This is a genomic window from Pseudomonas viridiflava (assembly GCF_900602065.1).
In the GTDB taxonomy this organism is placed as follows: Bacteria; Pseudomonadota; Gammaproteobacteria; order Pseudomonadales; family Pseudomonadaceae; genus Aquipseudomonas.
Genome location: NZ_UWFN01000285.1, coordinates 625,217 through 648,442, shown reverse-complemented (window position 1 = coordinate 648,442; position 23,226 = coordinate 625,217). Strand labels below are relative to the sequence as shown.

The 23,226-nt window shown below is 58.3% G+C and carries 20 protein-coding genes and 1 pseudogene; 7 read left to right on the top strand and 14 right to left on the bottom strand.

Annotated elements, in window-relative coordinates; genetic code table 11:
* Window positions 1-3: 3 nt before the first annotated feature.
* A pseudogene (locus EE949_RS21280) lies at window positions 4-186 on the bottom strand (DUF6124 family protein); the annotation flags it as partial.
* A 630-nt stretch (window positions 187-816) separates the two neighbouring features.
* Here EE949_RS21280 and EE949_RS21275 point away from each other — a divergent pair.
* From EE949_RS21275 to EE949_RS21260, 4 genes are all read left to right on the top strand, one after another.
* Window positions 817-2,046 (top strand): CynX/NimT family MFS transporter, encoded by a 1,230-nt coding sequence (locus EE949_RS21275; protein ID WP_122666073.1) that lies wholly within the window; start codon window positions 817-819, stop codon window positions 2,044-2,046.
* An 86-nt stretch (window positions 2,047-2,132) separates the two neighbouring features.
* Window positions 2,133-2,618: a nuclear transport factor 2 family protein gene (locus EE949_RS21270; RefSeq protein ID WP_122666072.1), complete on the top strand. Its 486-nt coding sequence runs from the start codon at window positions 2,133-2,135 to the stop codon at window positions 2,616-2,618.
* Window positions 2,619-2,661: 43 nt separating this feature from the next.
* Window positions 2,662-2,973 (top strand): GIY-YIG nuclease family protein, encoded by a 312-nt coding sequence (locus EE949_RS21265; RefSeq protein WP_122666071.1) that lies wholly within the window; start codon window positions 2,662-2,664, stop codon window positions 2,971-2,973.
* A 316-nt stretch (window positions 2,974-3,289) separates the two neighbouring features.
* Window positions 3,290-4,222 carry a glutathione S-transferase family protein gene (locus tag EE949_RS21260; RefSeq protein ID WP_122666070.1) on the top strand — a complete coding sequence of 311 codons (933 nt, stop codon included), beginning with the start codon at window positions 3,290-3,292 and terminating at the stop codon, window positions 4,220-4,222.
* Between the two features lie 177 nt (window positions 4,223-4,399).
* On the opposite strand, the gene EE949_RS21255 is transcribed toward EE949_RS21260, so the two are convergent.
* Together EE949_RS21255 and yejK are read right to left on the bottom strand one after the other, a co-directional pair.
* Window positions 4,400-4,750 (bottom strand): glutaredoxin family protein, encoded by a 351-nt coding sequence (locus EE949_RS21255; protein ID WP_122666069.1) that lies wholly within the window; start codon window positions 4,748-4,750, stop codon window positions 4,400-4,402.
* A gap of 12 nt (window positions 4,751-4,762) precedes the next feature.
* Window positions 4,763-5,764, bottom strand: a complete 1,002-nt coding sequence (gene yejK, locus EE949_RS21250; protein WP_122666068.1) for a nucleoid-associated protein YejK — start codon at window positions 5,762-5,764, stop codon at window positions 4,763-4,765.
* 404 nt (window positions 5,765-6,168) lie between these two features.
* Here yejK and EE949_RS21245 point away from each other — a divergent pair, with 404 nt between their 5' ends.
* A complete protein-coding gene (locus EE949_RS21245) occupies window positions 6,169-6,450 on the top strand; it encodes an HU family DNA-binding protein (RefSeq protein ID WP_027900723.1) in 282 nt (93 codons plus the stop codon).
* Window positions 6,451-6,640: 190 nt separating this feature from the next.
* Here EE949_RS21245 and rlmF read toward each other — a convergent pair whose 3' ends face one another.
* The 5 genes from rlmF to EE949_RS21220 all read right to left on the bottom strand — a co-directional run bounded on the left by rlmF (window position 6,641) and on the right by EE949_RS21220 (window position 13,478).
* Complete coding sequence (gene rlmF / locus EE949_RS21240) at window positions 6,641-7,663, bottom strand: 23S rRNA (adenine(1618)-N(6))-methyltransferase RlmF (RefSeq protein WP_162874734.1); 1,023 nt, start codon at window positions 7,661-7,663, stop codon at window positions 6,641-6,643.
* Between the two features lie 186 nt (window positions 7,664-7,849).
* Window positions 7,850-10,696, bottom strand: coding sequence for a valine--tRNA ligase (locus EE949_RS21235; RefSeq protein ID WP_122666067.1), 2,847 nt, complete (start codon window positions 10,694-10,696; stop codon window positions 7,850-7,852).
* 216 nt (window positions 10,697-10,912) lie between these two features.
* Window positions 10,913-11,344, bottom strand: coding sequence for a DNA polymerase III subunit chi (locus EE949_RS21230; protein ID WP_122666066.1), 432 nt, complete (start codon window positions 11,342-11,344; stop codon window positions 10,913-10,915).
* Window positions 11,345-11,351: 7 nt separating this feature from the next.
* Window positions 11,352-11,780 (bottom strand): DNA polymerase III subunit chi, encoded by a 429-nt coding sequence (locus EE949_RS21225; protein ID WP_099270403.1) that lies wholly within the window; start codon window positions 11,778-11,780, stop codon window positions 11,352-11,354.
* A 207-nt stretch (window positions 11,781-11,987) separates the two neighbouring features.
* Complete coding sequence (locus tag EE949_RS21220) at window positions 11,988-13,478, bottom strand: leucyl aminopeptidase (RefSeq protein ID WP_122666065.1); 1,491 nt, start codon at window positions 13,476-13,478, stop codon at window positions 11,988-11,990.
* 320 nt (window positions 13,479-13,798) lie between these two features.
* Here EE949_RS21220 and lptF point away from each other — a divergent pair, with 320 nt between their 5' ends.
* Entirely contained in the window at window positions 13,799-14,920 is a 1,122-nt protein-coding gene (lptF, locus tag EE949_RS21215; protein WP_122666145.1) for an LPS export ABC transporter permease LptF, read from the top strand.
* Window positions 14,913-15,974 carry an LPS export ABC transporter permease LptG gene (gene lptG / locus EE949_RS21210; RefSeq protein WP_122666064.1) on the top strand — a complete coding sequence of 354 codons (1,062 nt, stop codon included), beginning with the start codon at window positions 14,913-14,915 and terminating at the stop codon, window positions 15,972-15,974. Before lptF ends, lptG begins: the two co-directional genes overlap by 8 nt.
* Before the next feature lie 165 nt (window positions 15,975-16,139).
* On the opposite strand, the gene EE949_RS21205 is transcribed toward lptG, so the two are convergent.
* The 6 genes from EE949_RS21205 to metR form a co-directional block, all read right to left on the bottom strand.
* On the bottom strand, window positions 16,140-16,631 hold the full coding sequence (locus tag EE949_RS21205) for an RDD family protein (RefSeq protein WP_122666063.1): 492 nt from the start codon (window positions 16,629-16,631) through the stop codon (window positions 16,140-16,142).
* 98 nt (window positions 16,632-16,729) lie between these two features.
* On the bottom strand, window positions 16,730-16,942 hold the full coding sequence (locus EE949_RS21200) for a cold-shock protein (protein ID WP_003227496.1): 213 nt from the start codon (window positions 16,940-16,942) through the stop codon (window positions 16,730-16,732).
* 379 nt (window positions 16,943-17,321) lie between these two features.
* Window positions 17,322-18,446, bottom strand: coding sequence for a glycine cleavage system aminomethyltransferase GcvT (gene gcvT, locus EE949_RS21195; protein WP_122666062.1), 1,125 nt, complete (start codon window positions 18,444-18,446; stop codon window positions 17,322-17,324).
* A 147-nt stretch (window positions 18,447-18,593) separates the two neighbouring features.
* On the bottom strand, window positions 18,594-21,458 hold the full coding sequence (gcvP, locus tag EE949_RS21190; RefSeq protein ID WP_122666061.1) for an aminomethyl-transferring glycine dehydrogenase: 2,865 nt from the start codon (window positions 21,456-21,458) through the stop codon (window positions 18,594-18,596).
* 10 nt (window positions 21,459-21,468) lie between these two features.
* Entirely contained in the window at window positions 21,469-21,852 is a 384-nt protein-coding gene (gene gcvH, locus EE949_RS21185; protein WP_122666060.1) for a glycine cleavage system protein GcvH, read from the bottom strand.
* 448 nt (window positions 21,853-22,300) lie between these two features.
* A complete protein-coding gene (gene metR, locus EE949_RS21180; RefSeq protein ID WP_087269065.1) occupies window positions 22,301-23,218 on the bottom strand; it encodes a transcriptional regulator MetR in 918 nt (305 codons plus the stop codon).
* Window positions 23,219-23,226: the final 8 nt, after the last annotated feature.

Genomic DNA, 23,226 nt, shown 5'->3' with positions numbered 1-23,226 from the left:
CTCCTACAAAGGATTCTCGGTGCTAAGCAGGGATTTCTCCACGGCCCCACGCGCCATCTCGATCAAGTGCACCACCGAAAACGCCAGGTCGCGTTTGCTGCCGCTCAAGTGATCGGCGGACTCATAGGCGGTGGCGGCTGCGCAACGCAGCAGGTCGGCGGCATGGGCCATGGTTTTGGCGGCTGAATCGGTGTTGGTGTTAAGCATGTACAACTCCTATTGGATACGGAGCCAGCACACCTCGCTACTAAACGAAGGGTGGCGGCTGTGCAGCAGGTTAGTAGACCGGACAATAGGAGAAACCGGCGCACCCGAAGATGCCCTGCGCACAGCCACCATAACAGTGAACACCTGTGCGCCTATTGGTCCGGGCTACTAAACCCGATCGCTGATGTGCAGCGACCGACGCAGCCTAGTGAGCCGGATTTAAAGGCGCAAGTGAGGGACAAGTTTCTCGGAAAGGTCTGGCAGGTGGAAGGGATCAGGTCTGGCAAAAGTGTTACGGCAAGTGCCTTGAGAGCACATTCAGGGCTGCGGAGGTTTTCAGTTGCGCGCTTTCCTGTGGGACCGAATTCATTCGGGAAGACTGATTGCCAGAAGCTGAATATGTATTGTCCGTAATGGCCTCTTCGCGAATGAATTCGCTCCCACGGAGATTGGGTTTGCAGGACAACATAGAGGCTCCCACAAAGAATCGCGATTCGGTTTTAAATCTGTACCCAATCCGAGCGAAACTTGTATTCGTTGCCGTTCTCCAACACGATGCACCTTTTTGGCGCTCTGCGCCGCCTCACTACCTGCCCCCACGAGAATGAAATGACGACCAAGGCGCCATCGGCGAGCACGACCCTGCAAGATCAACCCTCACTGCTCAAAAGCCGCTGGCTGTTGTTGCTCGGCCTGGTGCTGGTGGCGCTGAACCTGCGCCCGGCGCTTTCAAGCATCGCGCCGTTACTCAATGATGTATCTGACAGCCTGGGCATGTCCGCCGCCGAGGCCGGGTTGCTGACCACCTTGCCGGTGTTGTGTCTGGGGTTGTTCGCGCCGCTTGCGCCATTGCTTGCGCGCCGTTTTGGTGCTGAACGGGTGGTGCTGGTCATTCTGCTGACGCTCGCTGGCGGGCTGGCGTTGCGCAGTTTGCTTGGCGAACCCGGGCTGTTCATCGGCAGCCTCGTGGCAGGCGCCAGTATCGGCATTGTCGGCGTGTTGCTGCCCGGTATCGTCAAGCGTGACTTCCCTCGGCAAGCCGGCGCTCTAATGGGTGTCTACACCATGGCGTTGTGTCTGGGCGCGGCGATTGCGGCGGGTTCAACGGTGCCGCTCAGCCAGTATTTCAATGACAGCTGGGCGATGGGGCTGGGTATCTGGTTAGTGCCTGCGGTAATTGCCGCCATTGTCTGGTATCCCCAGGCCCGTGAAGCACACGACAGCAATCGTGCGGTCTATCGCGTCAAAGGTCTGATGCGTGATCGCCTCGCGTGGCAGGTCACGCTGTACATGGGGCTACAGTCCTCGCTGTCGTACATTGTTTTTGGCTGGCTGCCCTCGATCCTGATCGGTCGCGGCCTGTCGCCGACTCACGCGGGGCTGCTGCTGTCAGGCTCGATCATCGTGCAGGTTATCAGTGCCTTGAGCGCCCCATGGCTCGCCACGCGCGGCAAGGATCAGCGCCTACCGATCTTTCTGGTGATGCTGCTGACCTTGACCGGTCTTTTCGGCTGTCTTTATGCACCGCTGGAAGGTTTGTGGGCGTGGGGAATCCTGCTGGGATTGGGGCAGGGCGGCACGTTCAGTCTGGCGCTGGCATTGATTGTTCTGCGCTCGCGTGACTCGCATGTGGCCTCCAACCTGTCGAGCATGGCTCAGGGCATCGGCTACACGATTGCGGCCATGGGGCCGTTCGCTGTAGGCGTCGTGCATGACATGACCGGCAGTTGGGACGCCGTCGGCTGGATATTTGCTGTGCTGGGCCTGGGCGCAGTAATCGCGGGTATGGGCGCGGGGCGCGCGTTGTTTGTCGATGTGACCAGCGAAAAGGTCGAGTAGCAGAATTTGCCCGGTGAATGTCTGTAGTAAAGCGGCCAAATGCCGCTTATCGTGCAGGCACCTTTTGCTCCAATGGACCTGTATGCATGAGCGACGAAGATAAACGCCTGATCAATAACGCGCTGATTACCCGCTTCTACGAGGCCTTCAACCGCCTTGACGCAGAAGCCATGGCCGCCTGCTACACAGATGACGTGCTGTTCAGCGATCCTGTCTTTGGCGAACTGCGCGGCCAGCAGGTCAGCGACATGTGGCGCATGCTCACGTCACGGGCCAAGGATTTCTCCCTGACGTTTGATGGCGTGCGTGCCGACGAGCGCAGTGGCGCTGCACATTGGGTTGCTACTTACCTGTTCAGTCAGACGGGCAACACCGTGGTTAACGATATCCAGGCGCGCTTCGTGTTCCGTGACGGCAAGATCGCCGAGCATCATGATCAATTCGACCTGTGGCGCTGGTCCCGACAGGCGCTGGGAGCCAAAGGCCTGTTGCTTGGCTGGACGCCCTTCGTGCAGAACGCTATCCGTGCCCAGGCGCAAAAAGGTCTTGCGGCGTTTCAGGCCGGACGTTGAGCCTCTGGTAGAATCGCGTCTTTCGCGCCATTGATCTGCTGTCATGCCTGAAGCCTTGCCCTCATCCGTAAACGTGACACCCGAACCAGCGGTCAGCAAACCCTGGTTCGTGTATCTGGTGCGCGCTGAAAACGGCTCGTTGTATTGTGGCATCAGTGACGATCCGCAGCGCCGCTTTGCTGCCCATCAAAGTGGCAAAGGTGCCCGCTATTTTTACTCCAGCCCTGCAGTGGCGCTGGTGTATGTGGAGCAGTGCGTCAGCAAGGGTGAGGCGCTGCGCCAGGAGCGGTTGATCAAGAAGTTGAGGAAGAGTGCGAAGGAGTGTCTGGTGGCGGGGTATTGCTCTGCGCCTTGACCATAATTCTCCGGACGTACGTAATCTGTAGGAGTGAGCTTGCTCGCGATAGCAGTGCATCAGATAAATAATGGGTGTCTGACCCACTGCTATCGCGAGCAAGCTCACTCCTACAGATTTATATCTTTTCAGGCAGTTCAGTTGGAGGTTACGACAGCGGTTGTCTGACACATGGTTGTTCGCAGCCTTCGGCAGCTCCTACAGAAACCTGCGTCTTCGATCTATCGCTGTGATGATCTGCTATCAGGCCTGCCGGGTAGGCTCGCTGCTTCTGGCCGGGTAAGCTGCTGGCTTACCTTCTGTTGGAAAGCCAGCCATGACCGACATCATCCTGCACCATTACCCCACCTCGCTTTTCGCTGAGAAAGCCCGTCTGATGCTGGGGTTCAAAGGCCTGTCCTGGCGCTCCGTCAGTATCCCTTCGATCATGCCCAAGCCCGATCTGACCGCATTGACTGGTGGCTACCGCAAAACACCGGTGCTGCAGATCGGCGCGGATATCTATTGCGACACAGCGCTGATGGCTCGCCGTCTGGAGCAGGAAAAAGCCTCGCCTGCGTTCTTCCCGGACGGGCAGGAATTTACCGTCGCCAGCTTTGCGGCATGGGCAGACTCGGTCATGTTCATGCATGCCGTGAGTCTGGTGTTCCAGCCTGAGTCGCTCGCCGTACGTTTCGCCAAAGTGCCACCTGAAGGGGTGAAAGCCTTCGTCGCTGATCGCGCTGCGTTGTTTCAGGGCGGCAGTGCAACGCGTCTGCCTGTAGAGCAAGCCAAGCATCAATGGCCAACGCTCATGACGCGCCTGGAATTGCAGTTGGAGCGCAACGGCGACTTCCTGTTTGGCGTGCCGTCGATTGCCGATTTCTCCGTCGCACACACCCTGTGGTTCCTCAAGCAAACCCCGGTGACTGCGCCGTTGGTGGATGACTATCCGGGTGTAGCGGCGTGGCTGGGTCGAGTGTTGGGCTTCGGTCATGGCGCGCCAAGCGAGCTGAGCTCGGCCGAAGCGGTAGAGATTGCTCACAACGCGACGCCTGCTGCGTTGCCGGAGGAGCAGTTTATTGATCCCAATGGCTTCAAGGCCGGTGATCAAGTGACCATTTCAGCTGTTGATTACGGGGTGGATCCGGTTGAGGGCGAGTTGGTTTTCAATGGGCGCGAAGAGCTGATCCTGCGCCGAGAAGACGAGCGGGCGGGTGTGGTGCATGTGCACTTTCCGCGGTTTGGTTTTCGAATCGAGAAGCGCTGAGAGAGCCAGCTGTGAATCTACCTGTGGGACCGAATTCATTCGGGAAGGCGGTGCTTCAGTCGATACAAGGTTGTGGATGTACCGGCCCCTTCGCGAATAAATTCGCTCCTACAGGAAGTGAGCTAGCAGGCCAATGTAGAGTCCCACAGGGAGTGTTATAGCCTTTGAGCCTTGCGATCACTTCAACGCCGCCAATATTGCCTCTTCGCTGAAGCCTCTGATGATCGTGCCATTCACATCAATCAACGGGATGCCGCGTCCACCCAGCGCTTCATAGGCTTTGCGGCCCTCATCGGATTTCTCGATATCGTACTCCTTGAACGGGATACCTTTGCTGTCGAGGAAGCGCCGGGTCTGTTTGCAGTAGCCACACCATTCGGTGGCGTACATCACCACCCTGGCTTGCGCCTGGGTTTGCGCGGTGACGGCGTCCGAGGGGTTGAAGAAGTGCTCGATCTTGCCCCAGTTCTGATAAACCACGACCACCAGCATGATCAGAGCGAACTTCTTCAGGGTGCGTAGCCACATACTCGTGTGTCCTCAGCGGCGCTTGAGCTGATCAGTGAGCTGCGTTGGCAGGCCTTTGATGATCAGGGTGCCAGCGGCTTCGTCGTATTCGATCTTGTCACCCAACAAGTGCGCTTCAAAGCTGATGGACAGGCCCTCAGCGCGGCCGGTGAAGCGGCGGAACTGGTTGAGGGTGCGCTTATCCGCAGGGATCTCTGGCGACAGGCCGTAGTCCTTGTTGCGGATGTGGTCGTAAAACGCACGTGGGCGCTCTTCGTCGATCAGCCCGGAGAGTTCTTCCAGGCCCATGGGTTCGCCCATTTTGCTTTGGCTGCTGGCGTAGTCGACCAGCGCTTTGGTTTTTTCACGGGCAGAGTCTTCGGGCAGGTCTTCGCTTTCGACGAAGTCGCTGAAGGCCTTGAGCAGGGTGCGGGTTTCGCCGGGGCCGTCGACGCCTTCCTGGCAGCCGATGAAGTCGCGGAAGTACTCGGAAACTTTCTTACCGTTCTTGCCCTTGATGAACGAGATGTACTGCTTGGACATCTTGTTGTTCTGCCACTCTGACACGTTGATCCGCGCCGCCAGGTGCAGTTGCCCAAGGTCCAGATGGCGCGAGGGGGTCACGTCGAGGGTTTCGCTAACGGCCACGCCTTCGCTGTGGTGCAGCAGGGCGATGACCAGATAATCCGTCATGCCTTGTTGATAGTGAGCAAACAGCACATGGCCGCCGACGGACAGGTTGGACTCTTCCATCAGCTTTTGCAGATGCTCTACTGCGACCCGGCTGAATGCCGTGAAATCTTTGCCGCCGTCCATGTACTCCTTCAGCCAGCCGCTGAACGGATGCGCACCAGACTCGGCGTGGAAGAATCCCCAAGCCTTGCCTTGTTTGGCGTTATAGCTTTCGTTGAGGTCGGCCAGCATGTTCTCGATGGCTTGAGACTCAGCGAGTTCGGAGTCGCGTGCGTGGAGAACTGCGGGCGTGCCGTCGGGTTTCTTGTCGATCAGGTGGACGATGCAATGACGGATCGGCATGGGTTTCTCGGCTGGTTGTGAGCGGAATACTGACGAGCGGCGCTGCTCGATTTACGGCACGCAGTGTAACGCACCCGGACGCGAAACGCGGCTGTACCCCTTGGTTTTAGCTCTCGTGGGGTGTCCGAACCGCTTTTTTTCGGTTCAAACGGGAGAAACCTGTCCAAACGGGTAGGTTAGTGCGGATATTTGCTCGGCTCTGTGCTAGTTTTGCCCCGTCTTGCGCAGCATAGCGCGCCAAGCACCGCAGTTTGTGTGCGTTTGGGCCGAACCAATGCCCGGTTTCAGTATCTACACTTCGCGATTAATCGTGGCTGCTACTGGAGGGTCGGGTTCATGATCCGGCTCCAGGCCGACGCTGCACTCTGCAATCCAAATGAATTTGATAGGGAAGGAACACCACCATGGCTCTGACTAAAGACCAATTGATCGCCGATATCGCAGAAGCTATCGACGCGCCAAAAACCACCGCGCGTAATGCTCTTGAGCAATTGGGCCAAATTGTTGCCGACCAACTGGAAAACGGCGCTGAAATCACTCTGCCGGGCATCGGCAAACTGAAAGTAGCCGAGCGTCCAGCTCGCACTGGCCGCAACCCTTCGACTGGCGCTGCCATCGAAATCGCTGCCAAGAAAGTCATCAAGTTCGTACCAGCTAAAGTGCTGAACGACTCGATCAACAAGTAAGCACACGCTTGCTGTTGAAAAAGCCGTGCACCGGTTAACCGGGCACGGCTTTTTTGTGTCTGTCTATTGAAAATACGGGGCCTGTGGGAGCGGATTTATTCGCGAAGAGGTCGGTACATTCAATGCATATTTATAGTGAGTAACGCCGTCTTCGCGAATAAATTCGCTCCCACAGGTGAGTGGCGGTTGTTTATTTCAACGCCCAGCGCTCCTGACGCCATGCCTCTTGTCTGGCCTTGTCATGAAAGGTCCACGCCACGAAGCGGCTTTGCTTCTGGCCCTGGCCCATCTCGACCACCTGACTCTCGAACACACCGACTTTCTTCAGCGTGCTTTGAATCATCGGCAGGTTGGACGCTTTTGAGACCAGCGTGCTGAACCACAACACCTGTTTCGCCGCTTGGGTGCTTTCTTTGATCAGTTGCGTGACGAAGCCAATTTCACCGCCTTCACACCACAACTCCTGGGATTGGCCGCCGAAGTTGAGGACCGGCAGTTTGCGTTTCGGGTCTGCCTTGCCCAGCGCCCGCCATTTACGCTGACTGCCGCGCTGTGCTTCTTCCAGAGACGAGTGGAATGGCGGGTTGCAGAGGCTCACGTCGAAGCGTTCGTCGCTGTTGAGCAGGTCCAGCAGGATCTGCTTGCGATTGCTTTGCTGGCGCAGTGTGATGGCTTTGCTCAGGTTGTTGGATTTGATGATCGCAGTGGCAGCGGCAACGGCGGTGGTGTCGATCTCCGAACCGAGGAACTGCCAGCCATAGTCGCTGTGGCCAATCAGTGGATAGACGCAGTTGGCGCCGGTGCCGACGTCCAGTGCCTTGATCGAGGCGCCACGCGGGATGACGCCTTCGTTGCGCTCAGCCAGCAGGTCGGCGAGGAAGTGCAGGTAGTCTGCACGGCCCGGAATCGGCGGGCACAGGTAGTCGGCCGGGATATCCCAGTGGGCGATGCCGTAAAACGACTTGAGCAGCGCCCGGTTGAACACGCGCACGGCGGCCGGGTTGGCGAAGTCGATGCTTTCCTTGCCATACGGATTGGTGATCAGAAACTGCCCCAGTTCCGGGCTGCTTTTGATCAGCTTGGGAAAGTCGTAATGGCCTTGATGGCGATTGCGTGGGTGCAAAGTGGCCTTTTCACGGGGCTCGGCAGGTTTGCCTGGCTGCGCCGGTCTGGGCTTTTTGCGGGGTGGTTTTGGGGGGTTCGGGATGGTCATGCCGATGAGGTCTCGTTGAAACGCAAAACCCTGTAGGAGTGAGCTTGCTCGCGATAGCGGTTTGTCAGGCACTAATCATGTGAATGACAGACCGCTATCGCGAGCAAGGTGGAGCGCCACCCCGGTCGCTCCTACAGGGTTCGTTGTCGCCGGCCAGCCTTGGGGAAGGCTGGCTGACTGTTTTATTTACAAACTCGCAATCCGCGCATGCTGCTCGGCCAGTTTGCCCAAAGCCTGCTCAGCTTCGGCCATCTTCGCCCGTTCCTTGGCGATGACCTCAGGCGGCGCCTTGTCGACGAACGCAGCATTGGACAGCTTGCCGCCAACCCGTTGCACTTCGCCTTGCAGACGCAGGATTTCCTTGTCCAGACGCGCCAGCTCGGCATCTTTGTCGATCAGACCCGCCATTGGCACCAGCACTTCCATTTCGCCTACCAGACCGGTAGCTGACAGCGGGGCTTCAGCGCCTGCTTCCAGTACGGTGATGGATTCCAGCTTGGCCAGCTTCTTCAGCAGGTAATCATTCTCTTGCAGGCGACGCAGGTCTTCGGCGTTGACGTTCTTGAGGAACAGTTGCAGCGGCTTGCCTGGGCCGATGTTCATTTCGCCACGGATGTTACGGGTGGCGAGCATCAGGCCCTTGAGCCATTCGATGTCGTCTTCGGCGGCCTGATCGATGCGCGCTTCGTTGGCCACTGGCCAAGGTTGCAGCATGATGGTTTTGCCTTCCGCACCCGCCAGCGGCGCGAGGCGCTGCCAGATTTCTTCGGTGATGAATGGCATGAACGGATGCGCCAGGCGCAGGGCCACTTCCAGTACCCGAACCAGCGTGCGGCGAGTACCGCGCTGACGTTCAACCGGAGCGGTTTCGTCCCACAGCACAGGCTTGGACAGTTCCAGATACCAGTCGCAATACTGGTTCCAGATGAACTCGTACAGCGCCTGAGCCGCGAGGTCGAAACGGAATTGATCCAGTTGGCGGGTCACTTCGGCTTCGGTGCGCTGCAGTTGCGAGATGATCCAGCGATCAGCCAGGGACAGTTCGACTTCTTCGCCGTTCTGGCCACAGTCTTCGCCTTTGTCCAGCACGTAGCGCGCGGCGTTCCAGATCTTGTTGCAGAAGTTGCGATAGCCTTCAACGCGGCCCATATCGAACTTGATGTCGCGACCGGTGGAGGCCAGTGAGCAGAAGGTGAAGCGCAGGGCGTCGGTGCCGTAGCTGGCGATGCCGTCAGCGAACTCGTCACGGGTCTGCTTTTCAATCTTCTTCGCCAGTTTCGGCTGCATCATGCCGGAGGTGCGTTTCTGCACCAGGTCTTCCAGCTCGATACCGTCGATGATGTCCAGCGGGTCGAGGACGTTGCCTTTGGACTTGGACATCTTCTGGCCCTGGCCATCCCGGACCAGGCCGTGCACATACACCGTCTTGAACGGTACTTGCGGCGTGCCGTCTTCGTCTTTCACCAGATGCATGGTGAGCATGATCATCCGGGCAACCCAGAAGAAAATGATGTCGAAGCCAGTAACCAGTACGTCGGTGGAGTGGAAGGTTTCCAGCGCCTTGGTTTTTTCCGGCCAGCCGAGTGTGGAGAATGTCCACAGGCCCGAGCTGAACCAGGTGTCGAGTACGTCGTTGTCCTGTTGCAGCGCAACCTCAGGACCCAGGTTGTTCTTGGCGCGCACTTCGGCTTCGTCGCGACCGACGTATACCTTGCCGGACTCGTCGTACCAGGCGGGAATGCGGTGGCCCCACCAGAGCTGACGGCTGATGCACCAGTCCTGGATGTCACGCATCCATGAGAAGTACATGTTTTCATATTGCTTGGGCACGAAGGCGATGCGGCCGTCTTCAACTGCAGCGATAGCCGGTTCAGCCAACGGCTTGGTGGACACGTACCACTGGTCAGTCAGCCACGGCTCGATGATGGTGCCGGAACGGTCGCCTTTCGGGACTTTCAGAGCGTGATCGTCAACGCTGACCAGCAGGCCGGCGGCGTCGAATGCAGCAACGATCTGCTTGCGCGCTTCGAAACGGTCAAGACCTGCGTATTCGGCGGGCAGGGTGCCGTCTACGGTTTCGTTCAGGGTGCCGTCGAGATTGAACACCTGCGCAGTTGCGAGCACGTTGGCATTCTTGTCGAAGATGTTCAGCAGCGGCAGGTTGTGGCGCTTGCCGACTTCGTAGTCGTTGAAATCGTGGGCCGGGGTGATTTTCACGCAGCCGGTGCCGAATTCAGGGTCGCAGTATTCATCCGCAATGATCGGGATGCGGCGACCCACCAGTGGCAGCTCGACGAACTTGCCGATCAGTGCCTTGTAACGCTCGTCTTCCGGGTTAACGGCAACGGCGGCATCACCGAGCATGGTTTCCGGGCGCGTCGTGGCTACGATCAGGTAATCCAGACCGTCAGCGGTTTTCGCGCCGTCAGCCAGTGGATAGCGCAGGTTCCACAGGAAGCCCTTCTCGTCGTGGTTTTCCACTTCGAGGTCGGAAATAGCGGTGTGCAGTTTGGTGTCCCAGTTGACCAGACGCTTGCCGCGATAGATCAGGCCATCTTCATGCAGGCGAACAAATGCTTCTTTAACGGCTTTGGAAAGATCGTCGTCCATGGTGAAGCGCTCACGGCTCCAGTCAACGGACGAGCCCAGGCGACGGATCTGACGGCTGATGTTGCCGCCGGACTGGTCTTTCCATTCCCAGATTTTCTCCAGGAATTTATCGCGACCCAGATCGTGGCGGTTCAAGCCCTGCGCTTCGATCTGACGCTCTACCAGCATTTGCGTGGCGATACCGGCGTGGTCGGTACCCGGCTGCCATAGGGTGTTGCGACCCTGCATGCGGCGGAAACGGATCAAGGCGTCCATGATCGCGTTATTGAAACCATGGCCCATGTGCAGGCTGCCGGTGACATTCGGCGGCGGGATCATGATGGTGTACGAGTCACCAGCGCCTTGTGGGGCGAAGTAATTCTCGGATTCCCAGGTTTGATACCAGGAAGTTTCAATAGCGTGCGGCTGGTAGGTCTTGTCCATGCGCGGCGGGAACCTATTGCTGTAATTCGGGAAAGCCGACAAGTATAGCGGGGATGAACGGCTGGGCGTAGAGCGGGGCGATGATGGGCTGTAAAAAGACCTGGCATCTGACTGACATTTCACACCGTGGGAGCGGTGCTTGCCCGCGATAAGGCTGACGCGATTCCCTTTAGAATTGCGGTGCCCTTATCGCGGGCAAGCACCGCTCTCACAGAATCAATTTTGATACTGGCTCAGCAACCGCTCCATCCGCGCTTCAAGACGACGTTTGATTTCGGTCTCGATGTGCGGCGCAAAGTCGTCGATGACGTCTTGCATGATCAACTGGGCGGCGGCGCGCAGTTCTGAGTCGAGGTACAACAGCGCGTCTTCTTTGGATTTTGCCTGTACCGGAGCAGCAGCCACGGGCGGTTCAACGGGCTGGGCGACGGGCTCGGGGGTGAGGGTTGGAATCTCGGTGTCATCTTCATCACCGAAATCCAGCTCCTGGCTCAATGCCGGTTTTGCACCCACCACATCGAACAGCAAAGGAATCTGCCCTTCGCCATGAGCGGGCGGTTGCTGTGAGTCATCGCCGAGCAGTTGGCGGATTGACTCTAGGTCGTCCAGCAAGTGGGCGGAGTTTTTCAGAGGGTTTGAATTATCCATCGTGTGCTCAAAGCCGCTGTAGTCGGTGATCTTGCAGAGGATAGCCCTGTTCACGGTAGAAACGAAAACTCTCTCGTGCGGCCAGTCGTATGGCGGGGTCTTCCACCACTATTTCCGCCACGCGGGCGAAACGCTTGAAAAATTCGGGGATGCGCAGGTCGAGGTTGACCAGCAGATCCTGATGTTGCCCCGGGTCTTCACCCAGGCCCAGCACCACCGGTGCGACCTGATCGTCCTCAGCGTCACCGTGGGGGATGAAGGTTTCACCCTTGAAGCGCCATAGCCGCGCATCGAGGTCTTCACGCTGCGCGGCATCGCTGCAGTGCAGGTAAATACGGTGACCCATGCGCCAGGCTTTCTCCGTGAGCTTGCAGGCAAAGTCCAGGCGAGCGGAGGGATCGGGGCTTGGGAGAATGTAGAAATCGACTTGTGTCATGTAGGTTCCAGGTCGGGGCGCCTTTGTCGCTAAACAACCAAATGCAATTTGCCGGGTTGACATGCATTTTCTGTAGGAGCTGCCGAAGGCTGCGAAAGCGTTTGCCCTGACACGTCGCCATCGCAGCCTTCGGCAGCTCCTACAGAGGTAGCGCTGGTGAGTGAAGGCACGGTGTCAGCGACACCGTGCGCAACGCCCCTGTATTCCTTACGCGCCAGCGCGGTCGAGCAGGTATTGAGTCAGCAAAGGCACAGGACGGCCAGTGGCGCCCTTGTCCTTGCCGCCGCTCAGCCAGGCTGTGCCCGCGATGTCCAGGTGGGCCCACTCGTAGGCTTTGGTGAAGCGCGACAGGAAGCACGCTGCTGTGATGGTGCCGCCTTTCGGGCCGCCGATGTTGGCGATGTCGGCGAACGGGCTGTCCAGTTGCTCCTGGTACTCGTCGAACAACGGCAGCTGCCAGGCACGGTCATCGGCGAACTTGCCAGCGTCGAGCAGTTGATTGATCAGCGCATCGTTGTTGCCCAGCAGGCCAGACGTGTGACCGCCCAATGCCACGACGCAGGCGCCGGTCAGGGTGGCGATGTCGATCACGGCCTGCGGCTTGAAGCGCTCAGCGTAGGTCAGCGCATCGCACAGCACCAGACGGCCTTCGGCGTCGGTGTTAAGGATTTCCACGGTCTGGCCGCTCATGGTGGTGACGATGTCGCCAGGGCGAGTCGCGGTGCCGCTCGGCATGTTTTCCGCTGCGGCGATGACGCACACCAGGTTGATCGGCAGTTGCAGTTCCAGCACGGCGCGCAGGGTGCCGAACACGCTGGCAGCGCCGCACATGTCGAACTTCATCTCGTCCATGCCTGCGGCAGGCTTGATGCTGATACCGCCGGTATCGAACGTGATGCCTTTACCGACCAGCACGAAAGGCTTCTCGCTTTTCTTGCCGCCGGAGTAGTTCATGACGATCAGGCGTGGCGGTTGGGCGCTGCCCTGTGCCACGGCAAGGAACGACCCCATGCCCAGCTCCGCGAGTTTTTTCTCGTCGTGAACTTCAACCTTGAGGTTTTTGTGCGCCTTGCCCAGCGCCTTGGCCTGTTCGCCCAGGTAAGTTGGGTGGCAGATGTTCGGTGGCATGTTGCCCAGGTCGCGGGTCAAGGCCATACCGGTAGCGATGGCCTTGGCGTGAGAGGCTGCACGCTCTACATCGGCCACGCTGATTTTGTCGGTCAGTAAGGTGACCTTTTTCAGCGCTTTGGCTTCAGCTTTCTGGCTCTTGAAGCGATCAAAAACATATTCGCCGTCGGCCAGGGTTTCTACCAGCAGGCGAGCTTTGCCATAAGTGTCGCGGTTCTTGACCGCTACCTGATCCAGGGCGATGGCAGCGTCGCTGCCGCCCAGACCTTTGAGGACCGACAACACAGCGCTGACGATTTTCTTGAATTGACGGTCAGACAATTCCGCTTCTTTACCCGTGCCGACGAGCAGAACACGCTCGGCTTTGAGGTTTGGCAGGTTGTGCAGGAGCAGACTTTGAGCAACTTTGCCGGTCAGATCGCCACGTTTGAACACTGCACTGATGGCGCCACCGCTGAGCGCGTCTAGCGCTTTTGCGGCATCGCTGAGCGTGCGACCTTCGCCTACGGCGACTACGAGAGTCGCGGTCTTCAAGGTTTCTGGGCTTACGCTTTTAACAACCAATTCCATGTCGGGGTCCCCGAATAAACGATGAGCTTTCGCGAAATGAATGACGTGCGCGGCAGGGAGCGGGTGCTTCGCATCAACATGCCAACGACAAGGCCCGCAGTTTGACCCCGCCACGGGACCGCTGACAACCCCGGAAAACATGCGAATGTGGCTCTGTGCAGGACGTTTCCGAGAGAACTATCCGGAGCACGCAGTGACAGAGGACCTCATTCACAGGATAATGCCGCATATTTTTTGGCAGAGCCGTGTTGAATCTGCCGCCACTGCTAGTACCTTTTCTTGTCTGGCTGCCTGAGCCTGGCGACCCTGGAGTGTCTGGTTTGATCGTCTTTCGTTATCTGTCCCGAGAAGTGCTGGTTACCCTGAGCGCTGTGAGCGCCGTGTTGTTGGTAATCATCATGAGCGGACGCTTCATCAAGTACCTCGCGCAGGCCGCGTCCGGGGCACTGGATCCGGGCGTGCTGTTCATGATCATGGGTTTTCGTATGCCCGGCTTCCTGCAACTGATTCTGCCTTTGGGGCTGTTTCTGGGGATTTTGCTTGCTTACGGCCGGCTTTATCTTGAAAGCGAAATGACTGTTCTTGCCGCTACTGGCATGAGCCAGCAGCGTTTGCTGTGGATGACCCTGGCCCCGGCGACCCTGGTGGCGCTGCTGGTTGCCTGGCTGAGCTTCAGCCTCGCCCCTCAGGGTGCGACGCAGTTTTCCCTGCTGATCAACAAGCAGGATGCAATGACCGAGTTCGACACGCTGGTGCCAGGCCGTTTCCAGGCCCTGCGCGACGGTACTCGCGTCACGTACACTCAGGAGCTTTCTGATGATCGTTCCAATCTGGGTGGCGTGTTCATTTCGGAAAAGCGCGTGTCTTCCGACAAGAGCAAGGATCGCGGGATTACGGTTCTGGTGGCAGAAAAAGGCCATCAGGAGATCAAACCTGACGGCAACCGCTTCCTGATTCTGGAAAACGGCTATCGCTATGACGGCAACCCGGGTGAAGCCAACTATCGTGCGATCAAGTACGATACCTATGGTGCGATGCTGCCCAAGCCGGACATCAGTGACGAAATCACCGACCGCGAAGCCATTCCGACATCCGACCTGTTCGGCAGTGATGTGCGCCGCAATCAGGCTGAGCTGCAGTGGCGTATCTCGCTGCCGATCCTGGTCTTTATCGTGACCTTGATGGCGGTGCCGCTGTCGCGGGTCAACCCGCGTCAGGGCCGCTATTTGAAGTTGCTGCCAGCCATCCTTCTTTATATGGCGTACCTGACCATGCTGATCGCGGTACGCGGTGCGCTGGAGAAGGGCAAGCTGCCAATGGCTTTGGGTATCTGGTGGGTGCATGTGTTGTTTCTGTTGATCGGCCTCGGGCTTTTGTATTGGGAGCCGCTGCGCTTGAAGATGGCGAGTCGCCGCAGCGCGTCGGAGGTGGCTCATGGTTAAGCTCGATCGTTACATCGGCAAAAGCGTTTTTGTCGCCATCCTTGCGGTACTCGGGATCATTCTCGGTCTGGCGTCCCTGTTCGCTTTCATTGATGAAATGGGCGATGTCAGCGATTCCTATACCTTGCTCGATGCCAGCAGCTTCGTGTTGATGACCGCGCCACGGCGTGTGTATGAAATGCTGCCGATGGCTGCTCTGATTGGTTGCCTGATCGGTCTGGGCAGCCTGGCCAGCAGCAGCGAACTGACCATCATGCGTGCCGCTGGTGTCTCCATCGGCCGCATCGTCTGGGCGGTCATGAAGCCGATGCTGGTACTGATGATCGCCGGTGTACTGATCGGCGAATACGTTGCACCGGCTGCCGAGAATCAGGCGCAGGCCAACCGATCGCTGGCGCAGGGCAGTGGTGATGCACAAAGTGCCCGTCATGGTATGTGGCACCGTCAGGGCGATGAGTTCATTCACATCAACTCGGTGCAGCCTAACGGCATTTTGTATGGTGTAACCCGCTATCGTTTTGATGACGAGCGACACATGCTCAGTGCCAGCTTCGCCAGGCAGGCAACGTTCAACACAGACTCCTGGGCGCTGAAAGACATTACCACCACGTTCTTCCGTGATGGCAGCACTGAAGTCATCAAGACAGCGGACGAGCGTTGGGACGTAGCACTGAGCCCGCAACTGCTCAGCACTGTGATCATGCCGCCTGACTCTTTGTCGATTACCGGCTTGTGGCAATACGCGCATTATCTGGCTGATCAGGGGCTGAGCAATGGCCGCTACTGGCTGGCGTTCTGGACCAAGGTTCTGCAGCCGCTGGTAACGGTGGCACTGGTATTGATGGCGATCTCGTTTATCTTCGGTCCGCTGCGCTCTGTGACGTTAGGGCAGCGGGTATTTACCGGTGTGCTGGTAGGGTTCACCTTCCGCATCGTGCAAGACCTGCTGGGGCCATCAAGCCTCGTATTCGGCTTCTCGCCACTGTTCGCAGTGCTGGTGCCTGCCGCTGTCTGTGCGTTGGCTGGTGTTTTGCTGTTGCGCAGAGCGGGGTAGGTTCTGCTGCTGTGAAAAAGCCGACTTCGTGTCGGCTTTTTTGTGGGTTTGACTTGAAGGTTTGCGGCGAACCCATCGCGGGCAAGCACCGCTCCCACAGGAGAAACGCAATTCCATGTGGGAGCGGTGCTTGGTCTGGGCCGCATCCGGACGATATAGTCACCTCTATCTCGGCTTCTGCTTCGGCACCCGCACCAACTGGCTGTTGGAATACCTGTCGTGCCAGCTGCGATTCTGTTTATCAAACAGCGCCCAGATGAAGCCCAGGCCTACACACAGCCACGATGCTATGGACACCATGAAGCGCAGCAGCGCTTGCAGCAGACTGATGCCGCTGCCATCGGCGTTTTGTACCCGTATGCCCCATACCTGCATGCCCAGCGTCTGCCCGGAGTGAGTCCAGAACTTGGCGAAGAAACCAAATACCACCAGCAGCAAAATCGTCGACAGGAAAGGATCGCCGTCCAGCGAGCCTGATTCCGATAGCGCTTTCAACCGAGCCTCACCCATAAACGCCATCAGCACCAGCTTGTAGATGAAGGCGGTGACCAGCAGCAGGGCAAAGCACAACAGGGCGTCGTAGCAGATCGCAGCGAAGCGGCGGCCGAGGCTCGCAGGAGGGAACTCACCTTGCGGGCGAAGCATGTGTCGGGACATGGCGGTGGCTCTTGGGTATCGAAAGATCAGATTTTACTGACTCGCGGGCATAAAAAAGCCCCCTGATATCAATACCAGAGGGCTTTTTGTTCCAAGGCTTACGCTTCGGCTTGTACTTCGTCAGCCTGCATGCCTTTCTGGCCTTGCACTGCAACGAAAGTCACTTTCTGACCTTCTTTCAGGCTTTTGAAGCCATTGCCCTGAATAGCGCGGAAGTGCACAAACAGATCCGGACCGCTTTCTGGAGTGATAAAACCAAACCCTTTCTCGTCGTTAAACCACTTGACGGTACCGCTCTGACGTGTGGACATTTTCTTATTTCCTTGGAACTTGATTAATGACAGCCTCCCTCACCTGAAAGAGTACTGGGCTGGTTGCAGGAAGTAAGAAGCGTAGAGCGGGTGTAGCAAATCTGGCGCTACTGCCCAGGTCCCGATTCAGCGACCTATGCAAACACAGTTGAGAAACTTTACGCTAACTCTTGTTACAAACACAAGCCCCTGTCCGGGGCCCGTATTCACGAGGTTTGGCGCTGTTTTAAAATATTTACCAGTTGCGCAGAATCGATAGTTTTTTACTGTTGAGCGCACTCTTCGAGTGCGCTGTTTTGGCACTTTCGCCGCTGTTTAGTGCGATAAGAGATGCGGCGGGCTGGTTAACTCAGCCGCCGCATTTTTTTGACGCCGTTATTCAACCGCGGAAGTAACGTTGGGCAACGAAAGGCATTTTGCTAACTCGCATAGGTACTTGCTTGCCTCGCACTACCGCCCAGAGCTGTGTGTCCAGTGCGGTCAATGAACTGTCCACATAGCCCATGGCCAACGGCCCGCCCAATGTGGGTCCGAAACCACCGCTGCAAACAGTACCAACAGAGTTGCCGGAGGCGTCCACGATATCGGTACCTTCACGTACCGGCGTTCGCTCTAGTGGTAACAGGCCAACTCGCTTGCGTGCAGGGGCTGTCTGTTGCTGAGCGAAGATCTGCTCCGCACCGGGGAAGCCGCCAGCACGTGCGCCATCTGCGCGGCGGATCTTGGAGATTGCCCACAGCAGGCTGGCTTCGATGGGCGTTGTCTCGGTATTCATGTCGTGGCCATACAGGCACAGACCCGCTTCCAGGCGCAGTGAATCACGTGCACCGAGGCCAATCGGTGCGACTTCCGGCTCAGCCAGCAGACGCCGTGCGAGGGCTTCAGCCTGATCAGCCGGGACGGAGATTTCGTAACCGTCTTCGCCGGTGTAGCCCGAGCGGCTGACGTAGCAGTCGATGCCCAGTAGCTGGACACTGGCGAATTGCATGAACGTCATTTTGGCGACTTCAGGCGCAAGACGCGCCAGCACCGTTACAGCCTGTGGACCTTGCAAGGCGAGCAGCGCGCGTTCTTCGAACAATGGCTGGATTGCGCAATGGTTGCCCAAGTGTTGTTGCAGGTGAGCCAGGTCTTCGTTCTTGCAGGCGGCGTTAACCACCAGCATCAGTTGCTCATTGCCCAGGTTGGCGACCATCAGGTCATCAAGGATGCCCCCCGTCTCGTTGGTGAACATTGCATAGCGCTGCATGCCCACTGGCAGGTCGATGATGTCTACCGGCACGAGTGCTTCCAGCGCTTTGGCTGCGTCGGCACCCGTCAGGCGAATCTGACCCATGTGCGACACATCAAACAGACCGGCTTTTTCCCGGGTATGCAGGTGTTCTTTCATCACACCAGCCGGGTATTGCACCGGCATGTCGTAGCCTGCGAAAGGCACCATTTTGGCACCGAGTTCACGGTGCAGTGCGTGGAGCGGGGTGGTGAGCAGTTGTTCTGTTGTCATGGTTCAATCCTTTTGAAGAGGCGGATGAAATCCCTGTAGGAGCTGCCGCAGGCTGCGATCACCTGCGTAGCAGGTGCCAGAGGGTCGAAGACCGTTCCGGTCTTTTCGCAGCCTTCGGCAGCTCCTACAAAGGAGTTGCGCAATGAATCACGCCTCTTGATAGCTCTCGATGGACGGGCAGGCACAGATCAGATTGCGGTCGCCAAACACGTTGTCGACGCGACCTACCGGTGGCCAGTACTTGCCGTCGATCAGGGATTCGACCGGATACACCGCTTGCTCGCGGCTGTACGGGTGGCTCCACTCGCCAACGATTTCCGCCGCAGTGTGCGGTGCGTTTTTCAGCGGATTGTCTTCTTTGTCCAGTACGCCATTTTCGACCGCGCGGATTTCTTCGCGGATCTTGATCATGGCGTCGCAGAAGCGGTCCAGTTCTTCCCTGGATTCGCTTTCGGTCGGCTCGATCATCAACGTGCCGGCTACCGGGAACGACATGGTCGGGGCGTGGAAGCCGAAGTCGATCAGGCGCTTGGCGACGTCATCAACGCTGATGCCGCTGGTTTCTTTCAGCGGGCGCAGGTCGAGGATGCATTCGTGGGCGACCAGACCGCTGCTGCCGGTGTAGAGCACTGGGTAGTGCTCTTCGAGGCGGCGGGAGATGTAGTTGGCGTTGAGGATCGCCAGTTGCGAAGCGCGTTTGAGGCCTTCACCGCCCATCATGCTGATGTACATCCAGGTGATTGGCAGGATGCTCGCGCTGCCGAATGGGGCTGCACAGACTGCGCCTTCCTTGCGAGCCATGGTTGCGTGGCCTGGCAGGAACGGGGTCAGGTGCGACTTCACGCCAATCGGACCCACGCCCGGGCCACCACCGCCGTGCGGGATGCAGAAGGTTTTGTGCAGGTTCAGGTGCGAAACATCGCCGCCGAATTTGCCCGGTGCGCACAGGCCGACCATGGCGTTCATGTTCGCGCCGTCGATGTACACCTGGCCGCCGTTGTCGTGAACGATGGCGCAGATCTCGCGGATGCCTTCTTCAAACACGCCATGGGTCGACGGGTAAGTGATCATGATCGCGGCCAGATGGTCGCGGTGTTCGATGGCTTTGGCGCGCAGGTCTTCGATGTCGACGTTGCCACGGGCATCGCACGCCGTCACAACAACGCGCATGCCAGCCATGTTGGCGGTGGCGGGGTTGGTGCCGTGGGCCGATTGCGGGATCAGGCAGATGTCGCGGCGCTCATCGCCACGGCTCTGGTGATAGGCGCGTATCGCCAGCAGACCGGCGTACTCGCCTTGAGAGCCCGCGTTAGGCTGCAACGAGATCGAGTCGTAACCGGTGGCGGCGCAGAGCATCGCTTCCAGCTCATCGGTCAGTTGCTGATAGCCCGCGCTTTGTTCGGCAGGGGCGAACGGGTGCAGGTTGCCAAATTCAGCCCAGGTGACCGGGATCATTTCGCTTGCTGCGTTGAGCTTCATGGTGCAAGAGCCCAGCGGGATCATGGTGCGATCCAGCGCCAGGTCCTTGTCGGCCAGTTTGCGCAGGTAGCGCATCAGCTCGGTTTCGGAGTGATAACGGTTGAACACCGGGTGGCTGAGGATCGCTGATTCACGCAGCAATGCTTGCGGCAGGCGCGATTCAACGCTTTGCTCCAGTGCGGCGAAGTCCGGCAGTTGCTGGCCTTCGCCTGTGAAGATTGCCCACAGGGTTTCAACCGACGCTTGCGAGGTGGTTTCGTCGAAGGACAGACCCAGACGCTCGCCGTCGATCTCCCGCAGGTTGATCTGCTGGGCACGAGCCTTGGCGTGCAGCGCTGCGGTGTCTGCGCCGGTCTTCAACGACAGACTGTCGAAGTAGAATTCCTGCTCGACGTTCAGGCCCAACTGGCTCAAGCCTTTGGCGAAGATTGCAGTCAGGTGGTGCACGCGATTGGCGATTTGCGTCAGGCCACGCGGACCGTGGTAAACGGCGTACATGCTGGCGATGTTGGCCAGCAGCACTTGGGCGGTGCAGATGTTGCTGGTGGCTTTCTCGCGACGGATATGTTGCTCGCGGGTCTGCATGGCCAGACGCAGGGCCTGCTTGCCATGGCGGTCTACGGAAACACCGACCAGACGGCCTGGCATGTCGCGTTTGAATGCATCCTTAGTGGAGAAGTAAGCCGCGTGCGGGCCGCCAAAACCCAGTGGCACGCCAAAGCGTTGGGCGCTGCCGATGGCCACGTCTGCGCCGAATTCGCCTGGCGGAGTCAGCAAGGTCAGCGCGAGCAGGTCGGCCGCGACGGCCACCAGAGCGTTGGCAGCATGGAAGCGTTCAACCAGTTCGCGGTAATCGAACAGGTCGCCGTTGCTGGCAGGGTATTGCAACAGGGCGCCGAAGAACGGGCTGACGTCGGTCAGCTCTGTTTCGTCAGCGACGACTACAGTGATGCCCAGTGGCTCGGCGCGAGTGCGCAACACATCCAGGGTTTGCGGGTGGCAATGGCTGGAGGCGAAGAACTGGTGGCTGGTTTTGTTCTTGCTCAGACGCTTGCAGAAGGTCATGGCTTCGGCAGCGGCGGTGGCTTCGTCAAGCAGCGAGGCGTTGGCAATCGGCAAGCCGGTGAGGTCGCTGATCAGGGTCTGGAAGTTCAGCAGCGATTCCAGACGGCCTTGGGAAATTTCCGGCTGATAAGGCGTGTAGGCGGTGTACCAGGCCGGGTTTTCCAGCAGGTTGCGCAAGATCGGCGCAGGCGTATGGGTGCTGTAGTAACCCTGACCGATGTAGGTCTTGAACAGTTGGTTCTTGCTGGCGATGGCTTTGATCGACGCCAGTGCGTCCGCTTCGCTCAGGCCCGGTTCCATGCCCAGTACGCTGGTACCTTTGATGCTTTCCGGGATGACGCTGGCGCTCAAGGCTTCCAGCGAATCAAAGCCCAGAGTTTGCAGCATGGCCTGTTCGTCAGCGGCGCGTGGGCCGATGTGGCGGGCGATGAATTCGTTGGCGGTACTCAGTTGGATACGGTCAGTCATGGTCTGCTCCTCAGGCTTCGGCGTTGGCTTTGATCAGGCGGTCGTACGCGTCCTGATCAAGCAAGCTATCGATAGCGCTGGCATCTTGAGGGATGAAGCGAAAGAACCAGCCAGCGCCGAGGGCGTCTTCATTGACCAGTTCCGGGGTGGCGTCGAGGGCCTGGTTGACTTCAACCACTTCGCCATCGAGCGGCATGTTGATGCTGCTGGCTGCTTTTACCGATTCGACTACCGAGGCTTCGGCGTCTTTGGTGTAGGTCTGCAGCTCAGGAAGTTGTACGTAAACCACATCACCCAGAGATTCTTGCGCGTAAGGCGTGATGCCTACCGTGACACTGCCATCGGCTTCGGCCCGCAGCCATTCGTGATCGACAGTGAATCGCAACTCGCTCATAGATACTCCTAAGGTGACTTAGCGCTCGCGGCAGGCGCAAGCATTGATGACAAACACTTAGCAAATATGCGGCCAGTTTTATTTTTGTTATGTAAATCAATCGTTTAAGTGGTTTTCAATATCTGGCATTGACTTGCCGTGTAGCGAAATCGATACGGCATGTATCCGGTTGCAAACTTTCGGCGGATCAGAGCCTTGGCGGCGGCGGGTAAGCCAATGTCGTATTGAAATCGTTACGGTGTATTGAGATCGATACGGTTGTAGGTGCCGTTGCTGGTAGTGGCTGAACGAAGTCCAGTGGGAGCGAATTCATTCGCGAATGGGCCGGTACATTCAATACATCTCTTTCTTCTGGGATTCCGCTTTCGCGAATGAATTCGCTCCCACCGGGATCAACGCTTGCAGGCCAACATAGAGTCTCCCACAAGGTTCTGCGCCACCCGTCCAATCACCGAACCGCACTCACCCCATCCAGTGTCGAGAACGAAGTGTCCTTGGCGGTCAGCAGGAAGTCGCGCATGTAGGGCGCATCCAGCATGTCGGTTCGCACTCCGGCATAGAGTGTAGCGAACAATCCTTTTTCGCCCAGTCGCTTGCCTTTCACATAGCCACGCGAGCTGTATTCATGCAGGGCCCAATGGGGCATGCCACAGACGCCACGGCCGCTGGCGACCAGTTGCATCATCATCACGGTGAGTTCCGAGGTGCGCACCTGCGCCGGTTCGATGTCGGCCGGTTCAAGGAAGCGCGTGAAGATATCCAGCCGATCCCGTTCCACCGGGTAAGTGATGAGGGTTTCCTTGATCAGGTCTTCCGGCACGATGTAAGGCTTGCTCGCCAGTGGATGCTGGTTGGCGACCGCGAGCATGGCTTCGTAGGTGAACAGCGGCACATAGGTGATGCCTACCAGTTCGAGCGGATCAGACGTCACCACCAGATCCAGATCGCCACGGGCCAGAGCAGGCAGAGGCGCGAAGGCAAAACCCGAGGCCAGATCCAGCTCGACTTCCGGCCAGGCGTCGCGGAATTGATCGATGGTTGGCATCAGCCACTGAAAGCAGCTGTGGCATTCGATCGCCATGTGCAGGCGACCTGCTGTACCCCCGGCAAGCCGTGCGATATCACGCTCGGCACCCCGCAGTTGTGGCAGCACTGAGTCCGCCAGTTGCAGCAGACGCAGCCCGGCGCTGGTAAAACGCACCGGTTTGGTTTTGCGCACGAACAACGGCATGCCCATACGCTCTTCCAGTTCCTTGAACTGATGGGACAGCGCCGACTGGGTCAGATGCAAGCGCTCGGCGGCTTCCACAAGGCTGTCGGCTTCACGCAAGGCGTGCAGGGTTTTCAGGTGGCGTATCTCAAGCATCTCGTCTC

What these genes read in the sequence shown, in the direction of transcription:
- gcvP (WP_122666061.1), bottom strand. Translation starts at nt 21,458, where the DNA reads ATGACTGACCGTATCCAACTGAGTACCGCCAACGAATTCATCGCCCGC.
- EE949_RS21255 (WP_122666069.1), bottom strand. Translation starts at nt 4,750, where the DNA reads ATGTGGCTACGCACCCTGAAGAAGTTCGCTCTGATCATGCTGGTGGTC.
- gcvT (WP_122666062.1), bottom strand. Translation starts at nt 18,446, where the DNA reads ATGACAACAGAACAACTGCTCACCACCCCGCTCCACGCACTGCACCGT.
- metR (WP_087269065.1), bottom strand. Translation starts at nt 23,218, where the DNA reads ATGCTTGAGATACGCCACCTGAAAACCCTGCACGCCTTGCGTGAAGCC.
- EE949_RS21225 (WP_099270403.1), bottom strand. Translation starts at nt 11,780, where the DNA reads ATGACACAAGTCGATTTCTACATTCTCCCAAGCCCCGATCCCTCCGCT.
- EE949_RS21230 (WP_122666066.1), bottom strand. Translation starts at nt 11,344, where the DNA reads ATGGATAATTCAAACCCTCTGAAAAACTCCGCCCACTTGCTGGACGAC.
- EE949_RS21205 (WP_122666063.1), bottom strand. Translation starts at nt 16,631, where the DNA reads ATGTCCCGACACATGCTTCGCCCGCAAGGTGAGTTCCCTCCTGCGAGC.
- EE949_RS21265 (WP_122666071.1), top strand. Translation starts at nt 2,662, where the DNA reads ATGCCTGAAGCCTTGCCCTCATCCGTAAACGTGACACCCGAACCAGCG.
- lptG (WP_122666064.1), top strand. Translation starts at nt 14,913, where the DNA reads ATGGTTAAGCTCGATCGTTACATCGGCAAAAGCGTTTTTGTCGCCATC.
- rlmF (WP_162874734.1), bottom strand. Translation starts at nt 7,663, where the DNA reads ATGACCATCCCGAACCCCCCAAAACCACCCCGCAAAAAGCCCAGACCG.
- EE949_RS21235 (WP_122666067.1), bottom strand. Translation starts at nt 10,696, where the DNA reads ATGGACAAGACCTACCAGCCGCACGCTATTGAAACTTCCTGGTATCAA.
- EE949_RS21220 (WP_122666065.1), bottom strand. Translation starts at nt 13,478, where the DNA reads ATGGAATTGGTTGTTAAAAGCGTAAGCCCAGAAACCTTGAAGACCGCG.
- EE949_RS21200 (WP_003227496.1), bottom strand. Translation starts at nt 16,942, where the DNA reads ATGTCCACACGTCAGAGCGGTACCGTCAAGTGGTTTAACGACGAGAAA.
- EE949_RS21260 (WP_122666070.1), top strand. Translation starts at nt 3,290, where the DNA reads ATGACCGACATCATCCTGCACCATTACCCCACCTCGCTTTTCGCTGAG.
- yejK (WP_122666068.1), bottom strand. Translation starts at nt 5,764, where the DNA reads ATGCCGATCCGTCATTGCATCGTCCACCTGATCGACAAGAAACCCGAC.
- EE949_RS21270 (WP_122666072.1), top strand. Translation starts at nt 2,133, where the DNA reads ATGAGCGACGAAGATAAACGCCTGATCAATAACGCGCTGATTACCCGC.
- gcvH (WP_122666060.1), bottom strand. Translation starts at nt 21,852, where the DNA reads ATGAGCGAGTTGCGATTCACTGTCGATCACGAATGGCTGCGGGCCGAA.
- EE949_RS21245 (WP_027900723.1), top strand. Translation starts at nt 6,169, where the DNA reads ATGGCTCTGACTAAAGACCAATTGATCGCCGATATCGCAGAAGCTATC.
- EE949_RS21275 (WP_122666073.1), top strand. Translation starts at nt 817, where the DNA reads ATGACGACCAAGGCGCCATCGGCGAGCACGACCCTGCAAGATCAACCC.